The sequence below is a fragment of the Stenotrophomonas sp. FW305-C-20-S1 genome (genome assembly GCF_058783335.1).
Genome location: NZ_JBYTEK010000003.1, coordinates 1 through 23,257, shown reverse-complemented (window position 1 = coordinate 23,257; position 23,257 = coordinate 1). Strand labels below are relative to the sequence as shown.

Annotated in this window: 23 protein-coding genes; 13 read left to right on the top strand and 10 right to left on the bottom strand. The window is 66.6% G+C overall.

Annotated features, from left to right (window positions below):
• Positions 1-69: 69 nt before the first annotated feature.
• From epmA to ligA, 3 genes are read right to left on the bottom strand one after another with little or no spacing between them, the layout of a single operon-like run.
• On the bottom strand, positions 70-1,026 hold the full coding sequence (gene epmA / locus AC3WTC_RS02945; RefSeq protein WP_313281719.1) for an EF-P lysine aminoacylase EpmA: 957 nt from the start codon (positions 1,024-1,026) through the stop codon (positions 70-72).
• Positions 1,023-1,508: a GNAT family N-acetyltransferase gene (locus AC3WTC_RS02940; protein ID WP_025876917.1), complete on the bottom strand. Its 486-nt coding sequence runs from the start codon at positions 1,506-1,508 to the stop codon at positions 1,023-1,025. The genes epmA and AC3WTC_RS02940 overlap by 4 nt, the downstream gene beginning before the upstream one ends.
• A 51-nt stretch (positions 1,509-1,559) precedes the next feature.
• Entirely contained in the window at positions 1,560-4,031 is a 2,472-nt protein-coding gene (gene ligA, locus AC3WTC_RS02935; RefSeq protein ID WP_025876915.1) for an NAD-dependent DNA ligase LigA, read from the bottom strand.
• A 180-nt stretch (positions 4,032-4,211) separates the two neighbouring features.
• Here ligA and AC3WTC_RS02930 point away from each other — a divergent pair, with 180 nt between their 5' ends.
• The gene (locus AC3WTC_RS02930) at positions 4,212-5,336 is read left to right on the top strand and encodes a pyridoxal phosphate-dependent aminotransferase (protein WP_492710498.1); all 1,125 of its coding nucleotides are present in this window, start codon (positions 4,212-4,214) and stop codon (positions 5,334-5,336) included.
• Positions 5,337-5,465: 129 nt separating this feature from the next.
• Here the strand turns inward: AC3WTC_RS02930 and zipA are convergent, their stop codons facing one another.
• The 7 genes from zipA to AC3WTC_RS02895 all read right to left on the bottom strand — a co-directional run bounded on the left by zipA (position 5,466) and on the right by AC3WTC_RS02895 (position 12,567).
• Complete coding sequence (zipA, locus tag AC3WTC_RS02925; protein ID WP_032976300.1) at positions 5,466-6,203, bottom strand: cell division protein ZipA; 738 nt, start codon at positions 6,201-6,203, stop codon at positions 5,466-5,468.
• 46 nt (positions 6,204-6,249) lie between these two features.
• On the bottom strand, positions 6,250-9,753 hold the full coding sequence (gene smc, locus AC3WTC_RS02920) for a chromosome segregation protein SMC (RefSeq protein ID WP_492710496.1): 3,504 nt from the start codon (positions 9,751-9,753) through the stop codon (positions 6,250-6,252).
• A 400-nt stretch (positions 9,754-10,153) separates the two neighbouring features.
• On the bottom strand, positions 10,154-10,606 hold the full coding sequence (gene rplI, locus AC3WTC_RS02915) for a 50S ribosomal protein L9 (RefSeq protein ID WP_025876905.1): 453 nt from the start codon (positions 10,604-10,606) through the stop codon (positions 10,154-10,156).
• A 105-nt stretch (positions 10,607-10,711) separates the two neighbouring features.
• The gene (gene rpsR / locus AC3WTC_RS02910) at positions 10,712-10,942 is read right to left on the bottom strand and encodes a 30S ribosomal protein S18 (protein WP_002804494.1); all 231 of its coding nucleotides are present in this window, start codon (positions 10,940-10,942) and stop codon (positions 10,712-10,714) included.
• An 11-nt stretch (positions 10,943-10,953) separates the two neighbouring features.
• Positions 10,954-11,391: a 30S ribosomal protein S6 gene (gene rpsF / locus AC3WTC_RS02905; protein ID WP_025876882.1), complete on the bottom strand. Its 438-nt coding sequence runs from the start codon at positions 11,389-11,391 to the stop codon at positions 10,954-10,956.
• A 201-nt stretch (positions 11,392-11,592) separates the two neighbouring features.
• A complete protein-coding gene (locus tag AC3WTC_RS02900; RefSeq protein WP_080148457.1) occupies positions 11,593-12,135 on the bottom strand; it encodes a CbrC family protein in 543 nt (180 codons plus the stop codon).
• A gap of 93 nt (positions 12,136-12,228) precedes the next feature.
• Positions 12,229-12,567: a HesB/IscA family protein gene (locus tag AC3WTC_RS02895; RefSeq protein ID WP_025876879.1), complete on the bottom strand. Its 339-nt coding sequence runs from the start codon at positions 12,565-12,567 to the stop codon at positions 12,229-12,231.
• A 130-nt stretch (positions 12,568-12,697) separates the two neighbouring features.
• Between AC3WTC_RS02895 and asnS the strand changes: the two genes are divergently transcribed.
• The 12 genes from asnS (at position 12,698) to AC3WTC_RS02835 (ending at position 23,180) form a co-directional block, all read left to right on the top strand.
• Positions 12,698-14,092 carry an asparagine--tRNA ligase gene (asnS, locus tag AC3WTC_RS02890; RefSeq protein ID WP_012511556.1) on the top strand — a complete coding sequence of 465 codons (1,395 nt, stop codon included), beginning with the start codon at positions 12,698-12,700 and terminating at the stop codon, positions 14,090-14,092.
• 33 nt (positions 14,093-14,125) lie between these two features.
• Entirely contained in the window at positions 14,126-14,425 is a 300-nt protein-coding gene (locus AC3WTC_RS02885; RefSeq protein WP_006376524.1) for a hypothetical protein, read from the top strand.
• A 7-nt stretch (positions 14,426-14,432) separates the two neighbouring features.
• Entirely contained in the window at positions 14,433-14,747 is a 315-nt protein-coding gene (locus AC3WTC_RS02880; protein ID WP_025876872.1) for a hypothetical protein, read from the top strand.
• A 9-nt stretch (positions 14,748-14,756) separates the two neighbouring features.
• Positions 14,757-15,395 carry an FMN-binding negative transcriptional regulator gene (locus tag AC3WTC_RS02875; protein WP_492710455.1) on the top strand — a complete coding sequence of 213 codons (639 nt, stop codon included), beginning with the start codon at positions 14,757-14,759 and terminating at the stop codon, positions 15,393-15,395.
• Positions 15,396-15,468: 73 nt separating this feature from the next.
• Complete coding sequence (gene can, locus AC3WTC_RS02870) at positions 15,469-16,131, top strand: carbonate dehydratase (RefSeq protein WP_006376530.1); 663 nt, start codon at positions 15,469-15,471, stop codon at positions 16,129-16,131.
• A gap of 21 nt (positions 16,132-16,152) precedes the next feature.
• On the top strand, positions 16,153-16,671 hold the full coding sequence (locus tag AC3WTC_RS02865) for a 3-hydroxyanthranilate 3,4-dioxygenase (RefSeq protein WP_033831501.1): 519 nt from the start codon (positions 16,153-16,155) through the stop codon (positions 16,669-16,671).
• A 141-nt stretch (positions 16,672-16,812) separates the two neighbouring features.
• Entirely contained in the window at positions 16,813-18,087 is a 1,275-nt protein-coding gene (gene kynU, locus AC3WTC_RS02860) for a kynureninase (protein WP_059064610.1), read from the top strand.
• 29 nt (positions 18,088-18,116) lie between these two features.
• Complete coding sequence (locus tag AC3WTC_RS02855) at positions 18,117-19,484, top strand: FAD-dependent oxidoreductase (protein ID WP_032976306.1); 1,368 nt, start codon at positions 18,117-18,119, stop codon at positions 19,482-19,484.
• Positions 19,484-20,923: an exodeoxyribonuclease I gene (sbcB, locus tag AC3WTC_RS02850; protein ID WP_025876860.1), complete on the top strand. Its 1,440-nt coding sequence runs from the start codon at positions 19,484-19,486 to the stop codon at positions 20,921-20,923. Before AC3WTC_RS02855 ends, sbcB begins: the two co-directional genes overlap by 1 nt.
• A complete protein-coding gene (locus AC3WTC_RS02845; RefSeq protein ID WP_025876858.1) occupies positions 20,920-21,606 on the top strand; it encodes a DUF2461 domain-containing protein in 687 nt (228 codons plus the stop codon). Before sbcB ends, AC3WTC_RS02845 begins: the two co-directional genes overlap by 4 nt.
• Positions 21,606-22,586, top strand: coding sequence for an aldo/keto reductase (locus AC3WTC_RS02840; protein WP_025876856.1), 981 nt, complete (start codon positions 21,606-21,608; stop codon positions 22,584-22,586). Before AC3WTC_RS02845 ends, AC3WTC_RS02840 begins: the two co-directional genes overlap by 1 nt.
• A gap of 42 nt (positions 22,587-22,628) precedes the next feature.
• A complete protein-coding gene (locus tag AC3WTC_RS02835; protein WP_088101688.1) occupies positions 22,629-23,180 on the top strand; it encodes a DUF2939 domain-containing protein in 552 nt (183 codons plus the stop codon).
• The last annotated feature ends 77 nt before the right edge of the window (positions 23,181-23,257 follow it).

Here is a 23,257-nt window from a genome sequence, read left to right as displayed (position 1 = left end):
TCGTACTTGCTGAATCAAGCGCGCAGACGCGTGTTTTCGTTCAGCCTGCCAGGTCCAGGGGAAATCGGCTCATGCGTGGGCGAAATCGAATGCAAGCACGTCGGCGATGCGCGGTGTGCGGTGCATCGCCATCAGCAGGCGATCAACGCCAACGGCAACACCGGCACAGGCGGGCATTGCAGGCAGTGCATGCAACAACGCTTCATCCAGCGCGGGCTGTACCTGCCCCCGTGCATGGCGACGCTGCAGGTCATGCTGGAAACGCGCGCGCTGTTCAGCCGCATCGTTCAGTTCGTTATAGCCATTGGCCAGTTCCACCGCGCCCAGGTACAGCTCGAAACGCTCGGCCAGCGGCGGTGTGCCGGGGCGGATGCGCGCCAGTGCCGCCTGGCTGGCGGGCCAGTCGTGGACCACGGTCATGACCGTGTCATCGAAGTGCGGTTGGATACGGTGGGTCATCAACAGATCCAGCCAATCATCGCGGGTCAGGCCTACCGGATCGATGTGCACCTCGCCCAGCGCGGCGCGCAGTTGGCCCTCATCGGCATCAAACGGGTCCACGCCGGCCTGTTGCTGGAACAGTTCGCGATAGCTCAGCACGCGCAGCGTCGCGCTGCGGCCAACCAGCGCCAACGCCTGCCCCACCAGTTCGGCGGTTTCCTGCAGCAACCGATGGTGGTCCCAGCCAACCCGATACCACTCCAGCATGGTGAACTCGGGATTGTGGCGGCCACCGGCTTCGCCATTGCGGAACACCCGGCCCAGCTCATAGCAGTCGCCCACGCCGGCAGCGAGCAGGCGCTTGAGCGGGAACTCCGGCGAGGTGCGCAGCCAGCGGCGGCGTCCGCCCGCATCGACGTGGCCGCTGAAATCGGTGTGGAAGCTGTCGATGTTCGGCTCGGTGTTGCCGGCCACGGAAAGGATCGGCGTTTCCACTTCCAGCACGCCACGCTCGGCAAAGAAGCGTCGCACCAGCGCATTGAGGCTGGCACGCTGTTGCAGGCTGCGCAGCAGTGCCTCGCTCACAGGATGCCCTCCGGGCGCGGATGGTCCAGCGGCAGGGTCAGCAGATCGCGCGTGTCATCGATGTAGCCACTGGCCAGGTACAGGCGGCGCGCCAGTTCGTTGTGATGGTTGACCTCCAGCCGCAGCCGGCTGACACCGCGCCCGCGCGCGCGTTGTTCGCAGATGGCCAGCGCCCGCTTGCCACGGCCACGGCCACGCGCGCGGTGGCTGAGGTAGAGCTCGTCGAGCAGCATGAAATGGCCGCCCTGCTCCAGGCTGAAGCCCATCGCGATCACCGCATAGCCAACGACGGCCGCGGCCTCGTCCAGCCACAGCAGCACTTCCCCGTTGCGCGGATCGGCCAGCAGCGCATCGACACCACGGCGCACGCGCGCATCGTCGAATTCGATCTTGTCTTCGGCGTAGAAATCGCGCATCAGCGCGATCAGCAGTTCCTCGTCGGCACGGGTGGCCAGGCGGAAATCCAGCGGAGCGGTCTGCATCAGTGTTCCTTTGCGGTTGCGTGCCGGGTGCCTGCGCACCCGGCCGGTTCATCACTCGTGTTCGGCCAGGTAGGCCAGCAGGCGCTCTTCATCCCACACCGGAACGCCCAGCGATTGCGCCTTGTCCAGCTTTGAACCCGCCTCGGTGCCTGCCACCACGAAACTGGTCTTCTTCGACACGCTGCCGGATACCTTGGCGCCCAGCGCCTCCAGGCGCTCCTTGGCGGTATCGCGATTGAGCTGGGCCAGCGTGCCGGTAAGCACCACCGTCTGCCCGTCCAGCGGGCCGGCCACCACTTCGGCCAGGGCCGGTGCGCTAGCCAGGATGTGCTTCATCTCCACTTCGGCGGCCAGCAACATCGCGCCATGGCCCTCGCTGTCCAGCCAGTCAGCGACGCCGCGCGCGGTGTCATCGGGCAGGCCGGCGTTGACGAACTGGCCGTGCTCGGCGTCCAGCACCGCCTGCGCGCTGGGCAGTGCGGCCACCAGCTTCTCCGCGCGCAGGCGGGTAATGCCGGGAATCTCCGCCTCGACCAGCAGCTGGGCAAGGTCCAGCCCCTCGCGCAGCTTCGCACTTGGCGGGTGCACGTCGCTGATGCGCACCTGCCCCACCTGCAGCAGCGCGTCGATGGCCTGTTGGTTGCCTTCCTGTTCGAAGAAGTGGCCCAGCGAGCGCGCCACTTCGCCACCGATGTCGGGCACGCGCTTGAACAACGGCCACGGCAGGCGGCGGATCAACGCCAGATCGCCAAACCACTGTGCCAGTGCCTTGGCGGTACTCTCGCCGACGTGCTCGATGCCCAGTGCGAACAACAGTCGCTCCAGCGTCGCATCACGGCTGGCATCGATCGCAGCGATCAGGTTGTCAGCCCATTTGGTCGCGATCTTCTTTGTGTTCCATTCGAACGCTGCCGGCTGCGCCAGTGCCTGCGCGCGCCACCCCGCGTCGTTGCCATCCAGCTTCAACACAGCGTTGAGCACCGCGCCGCTGCCTTCGGCCGGTAGGTGCAGTTTCAGGCTGGCCGCGAGCGCGGAAGGATCTTCAGCATCCAGCACCAGCTTCAGGTGCAGCAGCTGGTCGCGGGTGAGGCGGTACAGATCAGCCACGCTCCTGACGATGCCGGCGTCCACCAGGGTTTCGATGTACTTGTCGCCAAGACCGTCGATATCCATCGCCCGTCGCGAGGCGAAGTGGGCGATGGCCTCCTTGCGCTGCGCCGGGCAGGACAGCTCGCCCGAGCAGCGCCAGGCAGCAGCCCCTTCCTCGCGCACGATCTCCGAGCCGCACACCGGGCAGGTGGTCGGCATCTGCCAGGGCGTGGTGCCGGCGGGACGACGGTCGAGAATGACACTAACCACTTCCGGAATCACATCGCCGGCGCGGCGCACGATCACGCTGTCGCCCACGCGCACATCCAGGCGCGCGATCTGGTCGGCGTTGTGCAGGGTGGCATTGGAGACGATCACACCGGCCACCGCGACCGGCGCAAGGCGCGCCACCGGAGTGGCGGCACCGGTACGGCCGATCTGGATTTCGATGGCCTCCAGCGTAGTGCTCTGTTCCTGCGCAGGGAACTTGTGCGCGATGGCCCAGCGTGGTGCGCGCGACACGAAGCCCATGGCCTGCTGGCCGGCGCGGTCATCGAGCTTGTAGACCACGCCATCAATGTCGAATGCCAGACCGTCGCGACGCTCGCCGATGTCACGGTAGTACGCCAGCAGGCCGTCGCTGCCTTCCACCACCTTGCACAGGTCGCTGACCGGGAAACCCCAGTCGCGCAGCTGCGCCAGCGTGCCCGAGTGGGTATCGGGCAACTCACCGCCCTGCACTTCACCGGTACCGTAGGTGAAGAAACTGAGCCTGCGCTGCGCGCTGATCTTCGGGTCAAGCTGGCGCAGCGAACCGGCCGCGGCATTGCGCGGATTGGCCAGCACCTTGCCACCGTGCAGGCGCGCGCGCTCGTTGTAGGCCTCGAAGTCGGCGCGGGCCATGTAGACCTCACCGCGCACTTCCAGCACATCCGGCCAGTCCCTGCCTTTCAGGCGCTTGGGAATGTCGCCGATCTCGCGCAGGTTGGCAGTCACGTCCTCACCGGTGCTGCCATCGCCCCGGGTGGCGCCCAGCACGAAATGACCGTCCTCGTAACGCAGGCTGATCGCCAGGCCGTCCATCTTCGGTTCGGCTGAAAAACGCAGGGTGCCGCGGCGCAGGCGCTCATCGATGCGGCGCACGAAGTCGGCCACTTCCTCATCACTGAAAGCATTGGAAAGCGACAGCATCGGTACTGCATGGGTGACTTCGGCGAAGCGGCCGGACGGGCGTGCCCCGACCTGCTGGGTCGGGCTGTCGGCACGGGCGAGATCAGGATGCTCGCGCTCCAGCGCCTCCAGCTCGCGCACCAGGCGGTCGTAGTCGACGTCGGGGATCTCCGGCGCATCCAGCTCGTGATAGGCGCGATTGGCCTGGGCGATCTGCCGGCGCAGGTCTTCGGCACGTTCGGCGGGGCTGGGGCTCATCGGAATCCGCGGGTTCTGGGATGGCCGTGAATTCTACCGCGCCTGCGCGCAGCACCTTGTAGAGCCGGGCCATGCGGGACTGGCGGCGAGCAACGGTCGCGCATGATTGGAGACGCTGCGCACCCCCTTGCCCGCGCTGACCACCAGCGCTAGCGTGCGTCGGTCGCCCTTCCGGAACCGCCCCCTGTGACCTTGCCTGCCTCCCGTCGCCACTTCCTGCAGCTGGCCGGTGCCGGTCTCGCCCTCGCCAGCAGCGGCCTGCCCCGGTCGGCCCAGGCACAGCCGGCGACCGTTGCGCCGCCACCCGCCGATGCGGGCCCGGTGCTGCTGAACTTCAACGAATGCCCCTATGGCCCCTCGCCGGCCGCCCAGCAGGCGGCGCGCGACAGCATCGCCAGCTGCGGCCGTTACCGCTTCGCCCTGGCCGGTGAGGTGCGCGACGCATTCATCGCCCAGGCCGGTATTCCCGCCGACCACGTGCGCCTGTATCCGGGCTCCAGCGAACCGCTGAACCGTGCGGCGACACTGTGGACCGGCCCGCAGGCGGGCCTGGTGGTGGCCGACCCGACCTTCGAGACGCTGGGCGAGATGGCAGCTGCGCGTGGCGCCCACGTGCAGAAGGTGCCGCTGCGCAGCGATGGCGCGCACGACCTGCGCGCGATGGTGGCCGCCGCGCACGCGCGGCCGACCGGCCTGCTGTACGTGTGCAATCCCAACAACCCCACCGGCTCGATCAGTCCGGCCAACGAGCTGGCCTGGCTGATGGCCAACAAGCCCGCAGATACCCGCGTGCTGCTGGACGAGGCCTATCTGCAGTACAGCGAACAGCCCAGCCTGATTGCACAGGTGGCCCAGCGCGATGACCTGATCGTGCTGCGCACCTTCTCCAAGCTGTACGGCATGGCCGGCCTGCGTCTTGGCGTGGCTGCAGCGCATCCGGAGCGCCTGCGCGAGCTGGCGAGCCTGGGCGAGAACCCGCTGCCGGTGCCCGCCCTTGCAGCGGCACTGGCCAGCCTGCGCGACCCGCAGTTGATCCCGCAGCGACGTCTGCAGAACGCCAAGGTCCGGCAGGCCACCATCGCCTGGCTGGGCAAGCGTGGCTTTGACTGCCTGCCGACCGAAGCGAACTGCTTCGTGGTGGATGTGCAGCGCGACGGCGCGGCCTTTGCCAAGGCGATGGCGGACAACGGCGTGGTGATCGGCCGCAGCTGGCCGATCTGGCCGCAGCGCGTGCGCGTGACCGTGGGCACCGAAGAGGAAATGGCCGCATTCCGCAACGCGTTCGCGAAAGTGGCTGGGGTACCGGTCTGACCCTATCCACGCATGGCGTGGATCTACTGGTCTGGTGGGGGGCGAACCCTGGTTCGCCGCATCCACGCATGGCTTGGATCTACTGTTGTGGGTGCCGACCGTTGGTCGGCACGCCAGGACCTGCCGCGCTTACCAGCGCGGGGTCTTGGTCAGCGGCGGCGCCTGGTGCTGGCGATCATAGGCGCGCAGCTCATCACGGATGTGGGCGATGCGCTGGCGGCCGAGCGCGTTGCGGCTGTCATCCAGCACCACGCCATCGAGCAGTTCAGCCATGCGCTGCACGGTCGGCAGCATCTTTTCCCAGGCGTCCAGCGCGGTCAGCGGTGCCGGCAGGGTCAGGAAGAAGGCGATGGCCGGGGTTTCCATGGCGCGGATGTTGCCCATGTCGAAGCTGCCCGGCTTCATGATGCTGGCCATCGAGAAAATCGGGCCTCGCTCGGGATGCCCCTCCACCAGCCGGTGGAAGACATTCATGTGGCCAAACACCAGGCCGGTCTTCTCCGCTGCCACGACGATGTCTTCGCCGCGCAGCTGCTCACCGGCGCGGGCGGCCACGAACAGCGAAACGATCTTGTCGAAATCCTGCGTCGCGCGCTTGCCCAGGTCGCTGGCCGCGCCATCGACATCGGGCAACCCCAGTTCGGCCTGCTCGACCGTCTCGCCCATGCCAGGCTCGACGCGGTCGCCGGCCACAGGCACGCCATCCTCGCCCAGCACCGGCTCGCGACGCTCGCCGCTGATCGGTTCGGCGCTATCGAGGCGACGGCCCTGGGGCTTCTTTTTCGGGCGGCCAAACAGGAAGATCGCAGCGACCAACAGCAGGCCGGCGGCCAGGATGCCGATGCGCAACAGTGCCGTGTCGGACATTCGTTAGGTTCTCCGGCTAGTTCATTCAGGTAACTAGGATGGCACGTCAGGCCGCGCCCGCCAATCGCGCGGCTTCTTCCAGGTCCACGCTGACCAGGCGGCTGACTCCCGGCTCGCGCATCGTCACGCCCGACAACTGGTGCGCCGCTTCCATCGTGGCCTTGTTGTGGCTGACGAACAGGAACTGCACCTTCTCGCTCATTTCCTTGACCATGTTGGCCAGGCGGCCGACGTTGGCTTCATCCAGCGGCGCGTCCACCTCGTCCAGCAGGCAGAACGGTGCCGGGTTGAGCTGGAAGATCGCAAACACCAGCGCCACGGCGGTCATCGCCTTTTCGCCGCCGGACAGCAGCGAGATGCTCGACACGCGCTTGCCCGGCGGACGCGCCATGATGGTCACGCCGGTATCGAGAAGATCTTCGCCGGTCAGCTCCAGGTAGGCGTGGCCGCCACCGAACAGGCGCGGATACAGCGCCTGCACACCAGCGTTGACACGGTCGAAGGTGTCCTTGAAGCGGCCCCGGGTTTCGCGGTCGATCTTGCGGATCGCATCTTCCAGGGTCTCCAGCGCGGTGGTCAGGTCCACGTGCTGGGCATCCAGATACTCCGAGCGCTGCGAGGCTTCGCCATACTCGTGGATCGCGGCCAGGTTGACCGGCTCCAGCCGGCGCATGCGACCGTCGATCTGGTGCACCGCCTGCTCCCAGTCGCCCAGGCGGGCCTCTTCGGGCAGCGCGTTGATCACATCCTGCAGCACGAAACCGGCCTTCTCCACTGCGCCCTGCAGGGTTTCAGCACTGAGTACCAGCGCCTGCTGGTCCAGCTTGCGCTGCGAGATGCGCTCGCGCTGGGACAGCGCCTGCTCGTCGCGCTGGTGGCGGGTCTGCTCGTAGTTGCGCAGTTCGGCATCGATGCCATCCAGCAACGTGCGCGCTTCGGTCAGCACGCGATCGGCACGGACACGCTCTTCCAGCGCGTTCTGGTGCTCGGCCTGCAGCGATTCGACCGGGGTATCGCCTTCGTCCAGCTGCGAATGCAGTTCGCCCAGGCGTGCATCAAGCTGGCCACGCTGCGTACTCATGCGTTCCAGCGCCTGGCTCAACGACGCCACCTGGGCGCGCTGTGATTCCAGGGTCAGGGCCAACGCGTGCGACCGCTCGCGCACCGCACGGGCGGCGTCGCGGGCCAGATCACGCGCCTCGGTCAACTGACGGCGTTCGCCCTCCAGGCCCTGCCGGTTCGACTCCAGGTCACCCATGCTGTTGACCGCATTCTCCAACCGCGCACGCGCTTCACGCGCCTGCTCGCGATTGATGTCCAGGGTCTCCAGCAACTGGCTGAGCTCGCCTTCGATACGGTCGATGCGCGTACGTGCCGCCTCGACCTTGCCCTGCTGGCCCTGCAGCTGGCCGGCCAGTTCGGACACCGCGCGGTGCGCCAGGTACAGCGCACGCTGCGCATCCTCGCGCTGCTGTTCGGCGGCCAACAGGTGCTCGCGGAAACCGGCCAGCTGTTCTTCCAGTTCGGCTTCGCGCGATTGCAGCTGCTCGATCTGCTCGCGCAGTTCGTTGATTTCGCGTTCGCGCAGCAGCGCGCCCTGCTTGGCGGCGCCGGAGCGCGACACGCGCACCCAGCCTTCGCCCAAGCGTTCGCCGCCCTGGGTGATGATGGAATCGCCCTCGGGCAGGCTGGCCTGCAGTGCATTGGCTTCGGCAAGGTCACGCGCGCCGTGCAGGCGTGCAAGCAGGCGCCGGATCGACGCTGGTCCACGCACACGTGCAGCCAGCGAGGTCGGCGCAACCTTCAGGTCCGCACCATCATTGGCAACCAGCGCGATGCGGCCTTCGCCCAGCTCACCCAACGCATCGACCAGGCTGGCCGGGTCGTCGACCAGCACGCCTTCGATCAATTGACCGAGCGCGCTTTCCACTGCGTTTTCCCAACCCGCATCAACATCCAGGCGCTCACCTACGCGCGCGGCCGAATCCAGCCCACGCGACTTCAGCCACGCCACCGCCGCGCCCTGCTCCTGGCCGAGTGCAGCCTGCTGCAGGGTTTCCAGCGAAGACAGGCGCCCGCGCAGGCCATTGACCTGCTTGCGCAGCTCGGCCAGCTCGTTCTGCCCGTTGCGCTGCTGCTCTTGCACGGCGGCGACACCGTGCTTGCGCTCCTCGACCTGCTCGGTCAGCTCATCCAGCGCGGTCTTCTGCGTATCGTGCTGCAGGTGCAGCTGCTCGAAGACTTCATCCAGTGCATCCACGTCCAGCCCGGCACGTTCGGCCGCCAGCGCTTCGCGGCGACGATCGGCATCAAGGATCTGCTTGTCCAGGTAGTCCACGCGGGTGCGCTCGACCTCGCCGGCGCGCGAGGCTTCCGAGCTCTGCGAGGTGTGCTGCTCCCAACGCTGCTGCCAATCGGACAACCGCGCTTCGGCCTCACGCAGGCCTTCCTGCTTGATCTCGTTTTCTTCCTGCAGCGCTTCCAGCTGCGGGGTAGCCGCATCGACCGCTTCGCGCAGCACCATCAGCTTGGCCTCGTCGCCGCTGATGTGCTGGCCCAGTTCGGCCAATGCCTGGCGGGTTTCATCGCGCGCCTTGTGCAGGCGCTGCGACAGTTCGCGCTGGTGCTGGATCTGCTGTTCGAGGCGGGCCAGCGTGCTGCCCACCTGGTAGACCTCGGCCTGCGCGGCATTGAGCGCGTCGGCAGCCTCCTCGCGGCGCACGCGGGAAGTCTCGATCCGCGCCTCAGCGTCGCGCTGGTCGGCAATCAGCTGCTGCAGCTTGGTTTCTTCCTGCGACAGCCCTTCGCGCAGCTTGGACAGGCGACCATCCAGGCCACGGTATTCCAGCGCCTTCCACTCCGCATCCTTGACCCGGCGTTCTTCCTGCAACGCCTGGTACTGCTCGGCCTGCTTGGCCTGCCGCTTGAGGTGCTCGAGCTGCTTGGTGATTTCCTCGCGCAGGTCGCCAAGGCGGTCCAGGTTCTCGCGGGTGTGGCGGATGCGGGTCTCGGTTTCCTTGCGGCGCTCCTTGTACTTGGAGATGCCGGCGGCCTCTTCCAGGTACACGCGCAGGTCTTCCGGGCGCGCTTCGATGATCTGGCTGATCATGCCCTGCTCGATGATCGAGTAGCTGCGCGGGCCCAGGCCAGTGCCGAGGAACAGGTCGGTGATGTCGCGACGGCGGCACTTGGTGCCGTTGAGGTAATAGTTGCTGCTGCCGTCGCGGCTGACGGTGCGCTTGACCGAGATCTCGTTGAACGAGGCGTACTCGCCGGAGATCGTGTGGTCGGAGTTGTCGAAGATCAGCTCGACGGTGGCCTGCGAGACCGGCTTGCGGGCATTGGAACCGGAGAAGATCACGTCGGTGAGCGAGTCACCACGCAGGCGGCTGGCCGAACTTTCGCCCATGACCCAACGCACCGCGTCGATGATGTTCGACTTGCCGCAGCCATTGGGGCCCACCACGCCGGTCATGTTGGTCGGCAGGTGCAGGGTGGTCGGATCGACGAAGGACTTGAAGCCGGACAGCTTGATCGTGGAAAGACGCATGGCGTGATTGGGTTCCGGGCAAGGGCCTTACGGCCGCCACCATAGTGGATGTCAGGTCAGCCAGCACCTCAAGCCCTTGATTTCAAAAGAATTCAACAAGGCCAAGGGTGACGCAATGGAATGAGTATAGCGGGGCCAATGTTCCACGGGCGGGATGACCGTGGGAGGAGGCTCAGCGCTCACGCCCGCTCGTGCTTCCCGGCTCTGCCGGGGGCCGCCCCGTAAACCGACCCGGGTCCGGAAAATGAGACCAACGCATTGATCTTCATGGATTCATCCAGGATCTATCGGCACGGGCGTCGCACGCCAAGCACCGACCCGGCCGGACGGGCCGCCCCAAAACAAAACGGGCACCCTTGCGGGCGCCCGTTCTGGTGATACCAGGCCTTGCGGCGTGGGATCAGGCCTTTTCGGCTTCAACCACGACCTTGACGGTGGTCTCGACGTCCGCGTGCAGGTGCACCAGGACTTCGTACTCGCCAATGTTGCGGAAGGCGCCTTCGCCCAGGATGACTTCGCTCTTGCTCAGCGCCAGGCCGGCAGCGGTGAAGGCATCGGCGATTTCGCGCGCGCCGACCGAGCCGTACAGCTTGCCTTCGGTCGAAGCGTTGGCGGCGACGGTCACGCTCGCGCCTTCCAGCTTGGCCTTGCGGGCTTCGGCTTCAGCGTGGATGGACTGGGCCTTGGCTTCGTAATCAGCGCGCTTGGCTTCGAACTCGGCCTTGTTGCTCTCGGTGGCCGGAACGGCCTTGCCCTGCGGCACGAGGAAGTTACGGCCGTAGCCCGGCTTCACGTCGACCAGGTCGCCCAGGTTGCCGAGGTTGGTGACTTTCTGCAGGAGGATCAGCTGCATGGTATTGCTCCAGATAAGTTATTCGTTAGCGAGGCGCGGGCCCCGCAACAAAGGCTGTCCGAATAGCTGGCACAGCGGGGGCAGCGCGAAGCTGCCCCGCCGGCATCAGACGTCGTGGTTGTCGGTGTACGGAATCAGGGCCAGGAAGCGAGCGCGCTTGACGGCGGTCGCCAGCTGACGCTGGTACTTCGACTTGGTACCGGTGACGCGGCTCGGCACGATCTTGCCGTTCTCGGTCAGGTACTGGCGCAGGGTGTTGAGATCCTTGTAGTCGATCTCCTTGACACCTTCGGCCGTGAACTTGCAGAACTTGCGGCGACGGAAGAACTTGGACATGTCAGTGCTCCTTAGGCGGCCGAAGCGGCGTCGTCGCCGGCATCGTTGTCAGCGGCGGGGGTGGTTTCGCCTTCTTCGTCATCACGACGACGACGCTCACCACGCTCGGGCTTGTCGCCCTTCTCGTCCTTGCTCTTCATGATCAGCGACTGCTCGGTGTCAGCCTCGTCACGCTTGATGACCAGGTTGCGCAGGACGGCGTCGTTGAAGCGGAAGCTTTCGGTCAGCTCGGTCAGCACGGCCTGGTCGACTTCGATGTTCAGCAGCACGTAGTGCGCCTTCACCAGGTTCTGGATCGGGTACGCCAGCTGGCGGCGGCCCCAGTCTTCCAGACGGTGGATGGTGCCGTTGCCGTTCTCGACCAGCGACTTGTAGCGCTCGATCATGGCCGGGACCTGCTCGCTCTGGTCCGGGTGGACCATGAACACGATTTCGTAATGACGACTCATGTTTTTCTACCTTTCGGATGTGGCCTTGCGGCCGGACAGCCCCCCGCCGTTGATACCGCGGTGGGGCAAGGGATCCTGCCAGGGAGGCAGGAAGCCGCGCATTATGGCGCAGATGGGGCTGCCGGGCAACCGGCGAGCCGCAGAGCGACCTGAACCTGGTAGCGCCGGGCCATGCCCGGCGAACGCGGAAACCGCCCCGGGCTACCCCAGGTCCACATGCAGGCGGTGCTGGCCGCATTGCAGGCACTGGAACAGGCAGCCAACCATCTCCCCGTCACGGCTCAGGTGTTCCAGCAACCACTCGGCGTCGCGCGGGTTGACCTCGGCCACGTCCGGCCGGACCTGGTCGAGGATGGGCAGGAGGTCCTCGCTGCCGGCAAAGCCGAGGAAGGCGCAGGGCCGTTCACAATGGCTCAGCCAGACCGATTGCTGCCAGGACGAGTAGCCCGGGGTGCGCTCGCAGATCTCCAGCAGCAGCTCACGGGCGATGGTTGGCGGCGGGTCGGCTGGATCCGGGGATACCCCCTCGATATCGCTCCAGCCGGTGAATTCACCCTCGTAACTGGCCGCTGCCCTGCCATCGGCGATACACCAGGGGCACAGGTAATCGGGACGCAGAGGTGTGTAGAACGGCCCACAGTAACGAAGCGTCCGGGACTGACCGCAGCAGTCACAGATCCCGTCGACCTCTTCGAAGGAGAGGGCGTAGGCGTTGGGGTGATAAATGAAAAGCGGTCGTTCCATCCGTGGATCCCTTCCCTGCCGACCAAGGTCGGCATCTACCAGAGCAGGTTCCGATAGCGCCGGACCACGGCCGGCGGACGCCAGAACCGGCCGTCAGGCCTTGTCGGCGTCGGTGGTGAAGCTCTCGCCGCAGCCGCACTCGGCGGTGGCATTCGGGTTGCTGAACGTGAAGGTCTCGCTCAGGCCGTGCTTGCCGAAGTCGATCACGGTGCCGTCCACCAGGGCCAGGCTCTTGGCGTCGACATAGATCTTCACCCCGTCCTGGTCGAACACGGTGTCGTCCGCGCGCTCCTCGCGGGCCAGGTCCGTGATGTGGCCCCAGCCCGAGCAGCCGGTCTTGGTCACGCCAAAACGCAGGCCCAGCGCGCCGGGGGTCTGGGCGACAAAGCGCTGCACGCGCTCGAAGGCAATAGGGGTCAGGCTGACAGCCATGGTCGATCACTCCAGAGGTACCGGGACATTATAGGGAGCCGATGACCGCAGAAATGCCTCGCAAGCAGAACGCTGCAACCGGTAAACTCCCGTGTTCATAGATCGAGTCGATCAGCAGAGGATTCAAGTCATGACGGTGGTCAGCGTTGAACATGCGCTTGCCGGGAAGATCCCGGAAGGTGGCGAAGTCACGGTACGCGGTTGGGTGCGCACGGTGCGCGGTTCAGCAAATCTGGCTTTCGTGAATGTGACCGACGGCTCCTGCTTCGCCCCGATCCAGGTCGTGGCCGGCGACGCGCTGGCCAACTTCGACGAGATCAAGCGCCTGACCACCGGCTGCTCGCTGGTGGCCACCGGCACGCTGGTGAAGTCGCAGGGCAAGGGCCAGTCGTTCGAGATCCAGGCCAGCGCGGTCGAGGTGGTCGGCTGGGTCGAAGACCCGCTCACCTACCCGATCCAGCCCAAGCCGATGACGCCGGAGTTCCTGCGTGAAGTGGCGCACCTGCGCCCGCGCACCAACCTGTTCGGCGCGGTCACCCGCATCCGCAACTGCCTGGCCCAGGCCGTGCACCGCTTCTTCCACGAGAACGGCTTCAACTGGATCAGCACCCCGATCATCACCACCTCCGACGCCGAAGGTGCCGGCCAGATGTTCCGCGTATCCACCCTGGACATGGTGAACCTGCCGCGTGACGCCCAGGGCGGGATCGACTTCAGCCGCGACTTCTTCGGCAAGGAAACCTTCCTGACCGTGTCCGGCCAGCTGAACGTCGAGGCCTACTGCCTGGCGCTGAGCAAGGTGTACACCTTCGGCCCGACCTTCCGCGCCGAGAACAGCCACACCACCCGCCACCTGGCGGAGTTCTGGATGATCGAGCCGGAAATCGCCTTCGCCGACCTGGCCGAAGACGCACGCCTGGCCGAGGAATTCCTGAAGTACCTGTTCCGCGCGGTGCTCAACGAGCGCGGCGACGACCTGGCCTTCATCGCCGAGCGCGTGGACAAGAACGCGATCACCAAGCTGGAAGACTTCATCAACGCGCCGTTCGAACGCATCGATTACACCGATGCGGTCAGCCTGCTGCAGAAGTCCGGAAAGAAGTTCGACTTCCCGGTCGAATGGGGCCTGGACCTGCAGACCGAGCACGAGCGCTGGCTGACCGAGGAACACGTCGGTCGCCCGGTGGTGGTGACCAACTACCCCGAGCACATCAAGGCCTTCTACATGCGCCTGAACGATGACGGCAAGACCGTCGCGGCGATGGACGTGCTGGCCCCGGGCATCGGCGAGATCATCGGTGGCAGCCAGCGCGAAGAGCGCCTGGACGTGCTGGATGCACGCATGGCGCAGTTCGGCCTGGATCGCGAGCACTACAGCTGGTACCGCGATTTCCGCCGCTACGGCTCGGTACCGCACGCTGGCTTCGGCCTGGGCTTCGAGCGCCTGGTGGTGTACGTCTGCGGTCTGTCCAACATCCGCGATGCGATCCCCTACCCGCGCGCCCCGGGCAGCGCGGACTTCTAAGCCCACACGCACGACCACGGAGGTACTGCCCCCATGACCCTGTTCTTCGCCCTGTGTTTCGTCGGCGTTGCAGTGGCCGGGTTCAGTGCCTTCGTGATTTTCTGGCCGCTGACCCTGGTGCATGTGCGCGATCGCCATCCGGCGCTGGCGCAGCGCTTCGGCAGTGGCGCCTTCCTCAAGCCCGATGCGCTGGGCTGGCTGCTGCGGCGCGAATACCGCACCCAGCCGGACCGCTCGCTGTCCGGGCTGGCGACGCCCGCCTGGGTATCGCTGCTGACCCTGCTGGCCGGACTGGGCATGGCTGCCCTGCTCTGGCTGGCCTCGCTCTGGTAAGACACACATGAACGACCTTTCCCACGTCCGCGACAGCTGGTGGCTGGCCAGCCTCGGCAACACCCTGATCTGGGCGCGCCTGCGCATCCGCGAGGCCGGCACTGCCGAAGTGCTGGACAGCGATGGCAATACGCTGAGCTACGACAGCGAAGACACTGCACGCTCGCAGCTGTTCGATGCCGAGTTCGTCGAGTACGACGGCCTGGATGAAGAAGATGCGCTGGTGCGCGGCTTCTCGCTGCATGAAGTGCAGCCACCGCAGGCAGGCAGCGACGAAGGCCTGCGCGGGCGCATGGTGCAGTCGCTTGGCAGCCGCGCCTGAGGCCAACCGATGTTCACCCCGCGCGCTTTCGCCGAGACCGACCTGCTGTGGCTGGATCGCCTGCTGGCGCGTGATCCGTTCGTCACCGTGCTGACCGCCGGTGGCGATGGCCTGCCGGAACTGACCCGGCTGCCGGTGCTGTACCAGCGCAACGGCGACCACATCGAGCTGCGCGGCCACTGGGCCCGTGCCAACCCGCAGGCACGCCACAGCGGTGCGGCCAAGGTGCTGGTGGACGGGCCGCATGGCTATGTATCGGCCAGCTGGTACCCGGACAAGGAACCGATGGCACGGGTGCCCACCTGGAACTACGCCGCCGCCGAGCTGCGCGGCCAGTTGCAGCCCTTCGACGATACCGATGCCCTGGCCCAGCTGGTCAGCGATACCGGCGACCACTTCGAAGCCAGCGTCGGCCAGGACTGGCGGTTCGAACCCGAGCGTGACGACCACCGCCGCCAGCTGCGCGGCATCGTCGGCTTCCGTTTTACCGTCGAACAGGTGCAGCTGACGCTGAAGCTGAGCCAGAACCACCCCGAGGCCAACCAGCAGGCGGTGATGGCCGAACTGGAACGCCTGGACAATCCCCATTCCACCGAACTGGCGCAGTGGATGCGCCGGTATCGCGACGAAGCCGCCGCAGGCAGCTGAGCGCTCTGTTTCCCGCGACGACGCGACCAGAACGGCCGCGCCTTGCCCCCACCCGACGTCAGGGACCCCGAACATGAAAGACATCCACAAGCTGCTGCAGAACAACCGCGAATGGGCTGACCGGATCGAGAAGGAAGATCCTGACTTCTTCCATCAGCTGGCCAAGCAGCAGCATCCGGAATACCTGTGGATCGGCTGTTCCGACTCGCGCGTGCCGGCCAACCAGATCATCGGCATGGCCCCGGGTGAGGTGTTCGTGCATCGCAATGTGGCCAACGTGGTGGTGCATACCGACCTGAACTGCCTCAGCGTGATCCAGTACGCCGTGGACCAGCTGAAGGTGAAGCACATCCTGATCGTTGGCCATTACGGCTGCGGCGGCGTGCACGCCAGCCTGAACAACACGCGGGTGGGCCTGGCCGACAACTGGCTGCGCCATGTCGGTGACGTGGCACAGAAGCACGCCGCGATCATGGATGCGATCGAGGAGCCGGAGCTGAAGCATGCCCGCCTGTGCGAACTGAACGTGATCGAGCAGGTGGTCAACGCCTGCCGCTCGACGATCGTGCAGGACGCCTGGGCCCGCGGCCAGAAGCTGATGGTGCACGGCTGGGTGTACAGCCTGAAGGACGGCCGCGTGCGCGAAATGGGCATCGACGTGGGCGCACCTGAAGAACTGCAGCCGGCCTACGAGAAGGCCCTGTCCTACGTTCCGCGCCGCGGTCGGCGCGACTGACCCTCCCTTACGGACACCCCCATGCTTGCCTCCCCCATCAACCTGCTGGGCTGGATCGAGGAAAACCGGCATCTGTTGAAGCCGCCGGTCGGCAACAAGATGATCGACAACGGCGATTTCATCGTGATGGTGGTCGGCGGGCCGAACAGCCGCACCGATTTCCACTACGACGAAGGCCCGGAGTGGTTCTACCAGCTGGAAGGCGAGATGGTGCTGAAGGTGCAGGAGGATGGCGCGGTGCGCGATATCCCGATCCGTGCCGGCGAAATCTTCCTGCTGCCGGGCAAGGTGCCGCACTCACCGCGGCGCCCGCCCGGTGGCATCGGCCTGGTGGTCGAGCGCAAGCGCCTGCCGCATGAACGTGACGGCGTGATCTGGCATTGCGAGCGCTGCAACCACAAGCTGTACGAAGAGTACTTCACGCTGCAGAACATCGAGACCGACCTGCCGAAGGTGTTCGCGCACTACCAGGCCAGCCTGGAACTGCGCACCTGCAGCGCGTGCGGCCACGTGGATCCGTTGCCGGCGCCAGTGGATTGAACGTTCGCCGGGCATGGCCCGGCGCTACCCAAGCACGCGACCTCCGGGTAGCGCCGGGCCATGCCCGGCGAGCGCACCGCGAGGCATCATGCATGCCCCAGGCGCTACACTGGCAACCCCGTTGCAGCCTGTTGCCCGACCATGTCCGACCTGCTCAGCCGCACCCACGCCATTGCCCTTGATGCCGCCGATCCGCTGCGGCCGTTGCGGCAGGAATTCCTGATTCCGCGCCACGGTGGCGGTGAGCAGACCTACTTCGTCGGCAACTCGTTGGGCCTGCAGCCGCGCGGCGCACAGGCTGCAGTGCAGGAAGTGATGAAGCAGTGGGGCGAACTGGCGGTGGAAGGCCACTTCACCGGGCCGACCCAATGGCTGTCATACCACCGCCTGGTCAGCGCACAGCTGGCCCGCGTGGTCGGTGCGCTGCCCAGCGAAGTGGTGGCAATGAACACGCTGAGCGTGAACCTGCACCTGATGATGGTCAGCTTCTACCGGCCCACGGCCGAACGCCCGGTGATCCTGATGGAAGCCGGCGCGTTCCCGACCGACCGCCATGCGGTGGAAGCACAGATCCGCTTCCATGGCTTCGACCCGGCCGACTGCCTGGTGGAAGTGCAGCCGGATGAAGCCAACGGCACGATCTCGATGGCCGCCATCGAACGCGCGATCGCCGCGCACGGTCCGCGCCTGGCGCTGGTGCTGTGGCCCGGCGTGCAATACCGCAGCGGCCAGGCCTTCGACCTCGATGCGATCACCCGCGCCGCTCGCCTGCAAGGTGCGCGCATCGGCTTCGACCTGGCGCACTCGGTCGGCAACCTGCCGCTGCGCCTGCATGACATCGCGCCGGATTTTGCCGTGTGGTGCCACTACAAGTACCTCAACAGCGGCCCCGGCGCAGTGGCCGGTGCCTTCGTGCACGAGCGCCATCATCGCGACACCACGCTGCCACGCTTTGCCGGCTGGTGGGGCCACGACGAAGCCACCCGCTTCCAGATGGCACCGCAGTTCACGCCGGCGGTCGGTGCCGAGGGCTGGCAGCTGAGCAACCCGCCGATCCTCGGCCTGGCACCGCTGCGGGCATCGCTGGACCTGTTCGAACGTGCCGGCATGGAATCGCTGCGCAGCAAGTCGCTGGCACTGACCGGCATGCTCGACGCACTGGTACGCGCGCGCCTGCCGCAGGTGCTGGAGATCGTCACCCCGGCCGAGCCGGAGCGCCGCGGCTGCCAGCTGTCGCTGCGGGTGATCGGTGGCCGCGAGCGTGGACGCGCCCTGTTCGAACACCTGCGCGCCATCGGCGTGCTGGGTGACTGGCGCGAACCGGACGTGATCCGCATCTCGCCCACCCCGCTCTACAACCGCTACCTCGACGTGCACCACTTCGTCGAGGAAGTGGAAGCCTGGGCTGGCCTGTAAGCCGCCCTCCCCTACTGCTGGACAGTTCGTTGATCGCACATGCATCCCGCTCGCTGAGCATTGTCGGCGCCGGCCTGGCCGGATCCCTGCTGGCCATCCTGCTGTCACGGCAGGGCTGGCGCATCACCCTGTACGAACGCCGTGGCGATCCGCGCATCGCCGATTACGAAAGCGGCCGTTCGATCAACCTGGCCCTGGCCGAGCGCGGGCGCAACGCGTTGCGCCAGGCCGGCGTGGAAGACGAAGTGATGGCGCGGGCGGTGATGATGCGCGGGCGCATGGTGCATCCGCGCGAGGGCGAGCCGCAGTTGCAGCGTTATGGTCGCGACGACAGCGAAGTGATCTGGTCGATCCATCGCAGCGACCTGAATACCACGCTGCTGGAACTGGCCGAGCAGGCCGGCGCCACCGTGCATTTCCACCGCCGCCTGCACACCGTCGATTTCGATGCCGGCTACGCACGCTTCATCGATGATCGTGACGACAGCCCGCACGATATCCGCTTCGATACGCTGGTGGGTGCCGATGGCGCCGGCTCGGCGCTGCGTGCGGCGATGAACCGGCGCGAACCGCTGGGCGAGGACATTGCCTTCCTCGACCATTCCTACAAGGAACTGGAGATTCCGCCGAGCGACGATGGCGGCTTCCGCATCGAGCGCAATGCCCTGCATATCTGGCCGCGTGGCCACTACATGTGCATCGCCCTGCCCAACCACGAGGGCACCTTCACCGTCACCCTGTTCCTGCCCAACGATGGCGATCCGAGCTTCGCCACGGTCACCACCGGCGCCCAGGCCGAAGCGCTGTTCGCGCGTGAGTTCGCCGATACCCTGCCGCTGATTCCCAACCTGCGTGCAGACTGGGAGCAGCATCCGCCCGGCCTGCTCGGCACCCTCACCCTGCAACGCTGGCACCAGCAGGCACGTGCCGTGCTGATCGGTGACGCCGCGCATGCGATGGTGCCGTTCCACGGCCAGGGCATGAACTGCGCGTTCGAGGACTGCGTGGCGCTGGCCCGCCATCTGATGGAGGCGGACGACCTGCAGAGTGCGTTCGCCGCATTCGAAGCCGAGCGCAAGCCGAACGCGCGTGCGATCCAGCAGATGGCGCTGGAAAACTATCTGGAGATGCGTGACAGGGTGGCCGATCCGGCCTTCCTGCTGCAGCGTGAGCTGGAACAGGAACTGCAGCGGCGCTGGCCCACGCGTTTCGTCCCGCACTACACGATGGTGACGTTCCTGCACACGCCCTATGCCGAGGCACTGCGCCGCACCGACCTCCAGCGCGCGATGCTGATCGCCGCCACCGCAGGCCACGACACCCTGGACAACATCGACTGGAACGCACTGGAAGCGCAGATCCATGCGCAGCTGCCGGTGCTGGAGGGCGCGCACTGATGGCCGACAGCTTCCTGTTCTACGACCTGGAAACCTTCGGCCAGGATCCACGTCGTACCCGCATCTCCCAGTACGCGGCAATCCGTACCGACAGCGACCTCAATGAGATCGACACGCCGGTCAGCTTCTTCGTTCGCCCGGCCGATGATCTGCTGCCCTCGCCGATGGCGACGATGGTCACCGGCATCACTCCGCAGCAGGCGCTGGCTGAAGGCATCAGCGAAGCCGAGGCGTTCGATCGGATCAACGAGCAGCTCTCGCGTCCCGGTACCTGCGCACTGGGCTACAACACCCTGCGCTTCGACGACGAGTTCATCCGCTACGGCCTGTTCCGCAACTTCCACGACCCGTACGAACGCGAGTGGCGCAACGGCAACTCGCGCTGGGACCTGCTGGACATGCTGCGTCTGATGCACGCCATCCGCCCGGACGGCATCCACTGGCCCAAGCGCGAGGACGGCGCCACCTCGTTCAAGCTGGAGCATCTGGCCGAGGCCAACGGCGTGCGCGAGGGCGATGCCCACGAAGCGCTGTCGGACGTGCGCGCGACGATCGGCATGGCGCGCCTGTTCAAGCAGTCGCAGCCGCGCCTGTGGGACTACGCGCTGAAGCTGCGCGACAAGCGTTTCGTCGGCAGCCTGCTCGACATCACTGCATTGAAGCCGGTGCTGCATATCTCGATGCGCTACCCGGCCAGCCGCCTGTGCGCGGCACCGGTGTTGCCGCTGGCGGTACATCCGACCATCAACAACCGGGTGATCGTGTTCGATCTCGACGGCGACATCGATGACCTGCTGGAACTGCCCGCCGACGTGATCGCCCAGCGCCTGTACCTGCGCGCCAGCGAACTGCCCGAAGGCGTGGCCCGAGTGCCGTTGAAGGAAGTGCACCTGAACAAGGTGCCGGCGCTGGTGGCCTGGAACCACCTGCGCGCTGATGACCACGCACGACTCGGGCTGGACGTGGCGGCGATCGAAGCCAAGGCCGAACGCCTGCGCGCGTTCGCGCCGCAGTTGGCCGAGAAGGCGCGCCAGGTCTACAACCAGCCGCGCGCGGCGAGCGTTTCCGATGTGGATGCATCGCTGTACGACGGCTTCCTCGGCGCCGGCGACAAGCCGCTGCTGGCACTGGCACGGACCACGCCCGCCGAGCAGCTGGCCGCACTGGAAGGCCGCTTCCGCGATCCGCGCCTGCCGGAACTGCTGTTCCGCTATCGCGCCCGCAATCATCCCGACAGCCTCGCGCCGGAAGAACGCGAGCGCTGGAAAGCCTATCGCCGCCAGCGCCTTTTCGGCGAGGAAGGCATGGGCGAACTCAACCTGGCCCAGTTCCAGCAGCAGCTCGACGCGCTGGCAGCCGAGGCGCCCGACGATGCCCGCCGCGCCGCGCTGCTGCAATCGCTGCGTGACTGGGGCCAGCACCTGCAGGAGGACCTGTGAGCACCTATTTCTCCGATGCCAGTTTCAAGTTCCTGCGCAGCCTGGCGCTGCACAACGACAAGACCTGGTTCAACGACCATCGCCAGCAGTACGAAGACCACGTGCGGCAGCCGTTCCTGCGCCTGCTGGGCGACCTGCAGCCGGCCCTGGCCGAGGTCAGCGGACACTTCCGCGCAGACACGCGTGGCGTGGGCGGCTCGCTGTTCCGCATCCACCGCGACGCGCGGTTCTCCAACGATAAATCGCCCTACAAGACCTGGCAGGGTGCGCGCCTGTTCCATGAGCGTCGCCGCGAAGTGGCCGCACCCTCGTTCTACGTGCACCTGCAGCCGGGCGAGAGCTTCGTCGGCGCCGGGCTGTGGCATCCCGAACCGGAAACCCAGCGCCGCGTCCGCCACTTCATCCTCGACAACCCGGGCAGCTGGAAGGCGGCTGCGCACGCACCGGCGCTGCGCAGGCGTTTCGACTTCGAGGAAACCGAGAAGCTGGTGCGCCCACCGCGCGGCTTCCCGGCTGACTTCGAGTTCATTGATGACCTCAAGCACCGCAACTGGGTGATGTGGCGTTCGCTGGACGATGCCACGATGACCGGCCCGCGCCTGCTGTCCACGCTCGGCAAGGACCTGGCGGCGCTCGGCCCGTTCGTGGACTACCTGTGCGCTGCACTGGATCTGGAGTTCTGATGGCACTGGCGCGACAACGCCGCACGCTGGGCCGCACGAACCTGGCCGTTTCGCCGATCGGTCTGGGCTGTTCCGGTTTCTGGGGACACCACCGTTTCCCCGAGGCAGCGGCGGCCGAGGTGGTCGAGCACGCCCTGGCGCATGGCGTGAACCTGCTCGATACGGGCCATAACTACTCGGGCTTCCACGCCGAACCACGTCTGGGCCGGATCCTGCGTCCCCTGCTCGCGCGCTACCCGCGGCATTCACTGGTCATCTCCAGCAAGGGCGGCACGCTGACCGGCCAGGCCGGCATCAGCGGCGCCGAGCAGCGCAACTTCTCGGCCGCAGCGATCACCACCAGTTGCGAAGCCTCGCTGCGCAATCTCGGCCTGGACTACCTCGATATCTACCAGTTGCACGGCGCCAGCGAGCACGACATCAACGATGACCTGCTGGCCGCCCTGCAGCGCCTGCGGCAACGCGGCCTGATCCGACACACTGGCATCAATACGCATTCCGCATCGACATTGCGCTGGATGATCGCCAATCCGACGCTCTTCGACGTGGTTCTACTGGACTACAACGCTCTCCAGCAGGACCGCGAGCCTCTGATCGACCAGCTGCAGGCAGCCGGCATCGGTGTGCTGGCTGGCACGGTACTGGCACAGGGCCATCTGCTGCCCGCGCGACCACGGCTGCCGCGCCTGGCCGACGCCTGGTACCTGGCCCGCGCCTGGCTCAAGCCGAGCAGCCGGCAATTGATGCGCAGCGCACGCCAGATGCGCAGGGCTGTCGCCGCCATCCACAGCCAGCGTCCCGCCCAGACCGCCTTCGCCTATGCACTGGGCCACCCTGGCGTGGCCAGCGGCATTCTCGGCACCACCCGCACCCAGAGCCTGGACGAAGTGCTGGCGACGCGACTGGACGCATTGACCGTAGCAGAGCGCCAGCTGCTGATCGACGCATTCGGAGATGGCCGCGGCTCGCCCAGTCATTGAGCCTTCACCCCGTACTGCGGCGGTTGCGGCAGTCTGGGCCTCATGAAGAAACTTACTGCACTCGCAATCCTGCTGGTCATGGCCTTGGCCGCCTGGTGGTTCGGCGGCCCCTACCTGACCGTGCATGGCCTGTCCAAGGCCATCGAACAACGGGACACCGCCCGTCTGGAGCGCTACGTGGATTTCCCACGCGTGCGCAGCAGCCTGCGCGCCCAGCTCAATGACTACCTGGTACGCCAGGCCGGTCCCGAGGTGGCTGCCAGTCCCTTCGGTGCCCTGCTGTACGGGCTGGGTGATCAGTTGGGTGGCGCCGCAGTGGACACGATGGTCACCCCCACCGGCATCGGTGCGATGTTGCAGGGCCACGTCCTGTGGAAGCGCGGCCGCAACGAACTGCAGGGCGGCGAGGCCTTGGGTGCAACCGAGCCGGCGCGACCGCTGAAGAACGCCGAACACCACTTCGAAGCCCTGGACCGCTTCGTGGTCGACGTCGATCGCGGCCCCGGCCAGCCTCCGTTGAAGGTAGTGCTGGAACCGCAGGGCCTGCGCTGGAAGGTGGTGGACCTGCAGCTGGGGATGTCAGGCAGCCCGTAACCGGTAGCGGGGGGGGGGGGGGGGGGGGGGGGGGGGGGGGGGGGGGGGGGGGGGGGGGGGGGGGGGGGGGGGGGGGG

Bases quoted from the DNA above. Each gene is read 5' to 3' on its own strand.
- AC3WTC_RS02940 (WP_025876917.1), bottom strand. From the start codon at position 1,508: ATGCAGACCGCTCCGCTGGATTTCCGCCTGGCCACCCGTGCCGACGAG.
- zipA (WP_032976300.1), bottom strand. From the start codon at position 6,203: ATGTCCGACACGGCACTGTTGCGCATCGGCATCCTGGCCGCCGGCCTG.
- smc (WP_492710496.1), bottom strand. From the start codon at position 9,753: ATGCGTCTTTCCACGATCAAGCTGTCCGGCTTCAAGTCCTTCGTCGAT.
- rplI (WP_025876905.1), bottom strand. From the start codon at position 10,606: ATGCAGCTGATCCTCCTGCAGAAAGTCACCAACCTCGGCAACCTGGGC.
- rpsR (WP_002804494.1), bottom strand. From the start codon at position 10,942: ATGTCCAAGTTCTTCCGTCGCCGCAAGTTCTGCAAGTTCACGGCCGAA.
- rpsF (WP_025876882.1), bottom strand. From the start codon at position 11,391: ATGAGTCGTCATTACGAAATCGTGTTCATGGTCCACCCGGACCAGAGC.
- AC3WTC_RS02900 (WP_080148457.1), bottom strand. From the start codon at position 12,135: ATGGAACGACCGCTTTTCATTTATCACCCCAACGCCTACGCCCTCTCC.
- AC3WTC_RS02895 (WP_025876879.1), bottom strand. From the start codon at position 12,567: ATGGCTGTCAGCCTGACCCCTATTGCCTTCGAGCGCGTGCAGCGCTTT.
- asnS (WP_012511556.1), top strand. From the start codon at position 12,698: ATGACGGTGGTCAGCGTTGAACATGCGCTTGCCGGGAAGATCCCGGAA.
- AC3WTC_RS02885 (WP_006376524.1), top strand. From the start codon at position 14,126: ATGACCCTGTTCTTCGCCCTGTGTTTCGTCGGCGTTGCAGTGGCCGGG.
- AC3WTC_RS02880 (WP_025876872.1), top strand. From the start codon at position 14,433: ATGAACGACCTTTCCCACGTCCGCGACAGCTGGTGGCTGGCCAGCCTC.
- AC3WTC_RS02875 (WP_492710455.1), top strand. From the start codon at position 14,757: ATGTTCACCCCGCGCGCTTTCGCCGAGACCGACCTGCTGTGGCTGGAT.
- can (WP_006376530.1), top strand. From the start codon at position 15,469: ATGAAAGACATCCACAAGCTGCTGCAGAACAACCGCGAATGGGCTGAC.
- AC3WTC_RS02865 (WP_033831501.1), top strand. From the start codon at position 16,153: ATGCTTGCCTCCCCCATCAACCTGCTGGGCTGGATCGAGGAAAACCGG.
- kynU (WP_059064610.1), top strand. From the start codon at position 16,813: ATGTCCGACCTGCTCAGCCGCACCCACGCCATTGCCCTTGATGCCGCC.
- sbcB (WP_025876860.1), top strand. From the start codon at position 19,484: ATGGCCGACAGCTTCCTGTTCTACGACCTGGAAACCTTCGGCCAGGAT.
- AC3WTC_RS02840 (WP_025876856.1), top strand. From the start codon at position 21,606: ATGGCACTGGCGCGACAACGCCGCACGCTGGGCCGCACGAACCTGGCC.
- AC3WTC_RS02835 (WP_088101688.1), top strand. From the start codon at position 22,629: ATGAAGAAACTTACTGCACTCGCAATCCTGCTGGTCATGGCCTTGGCC.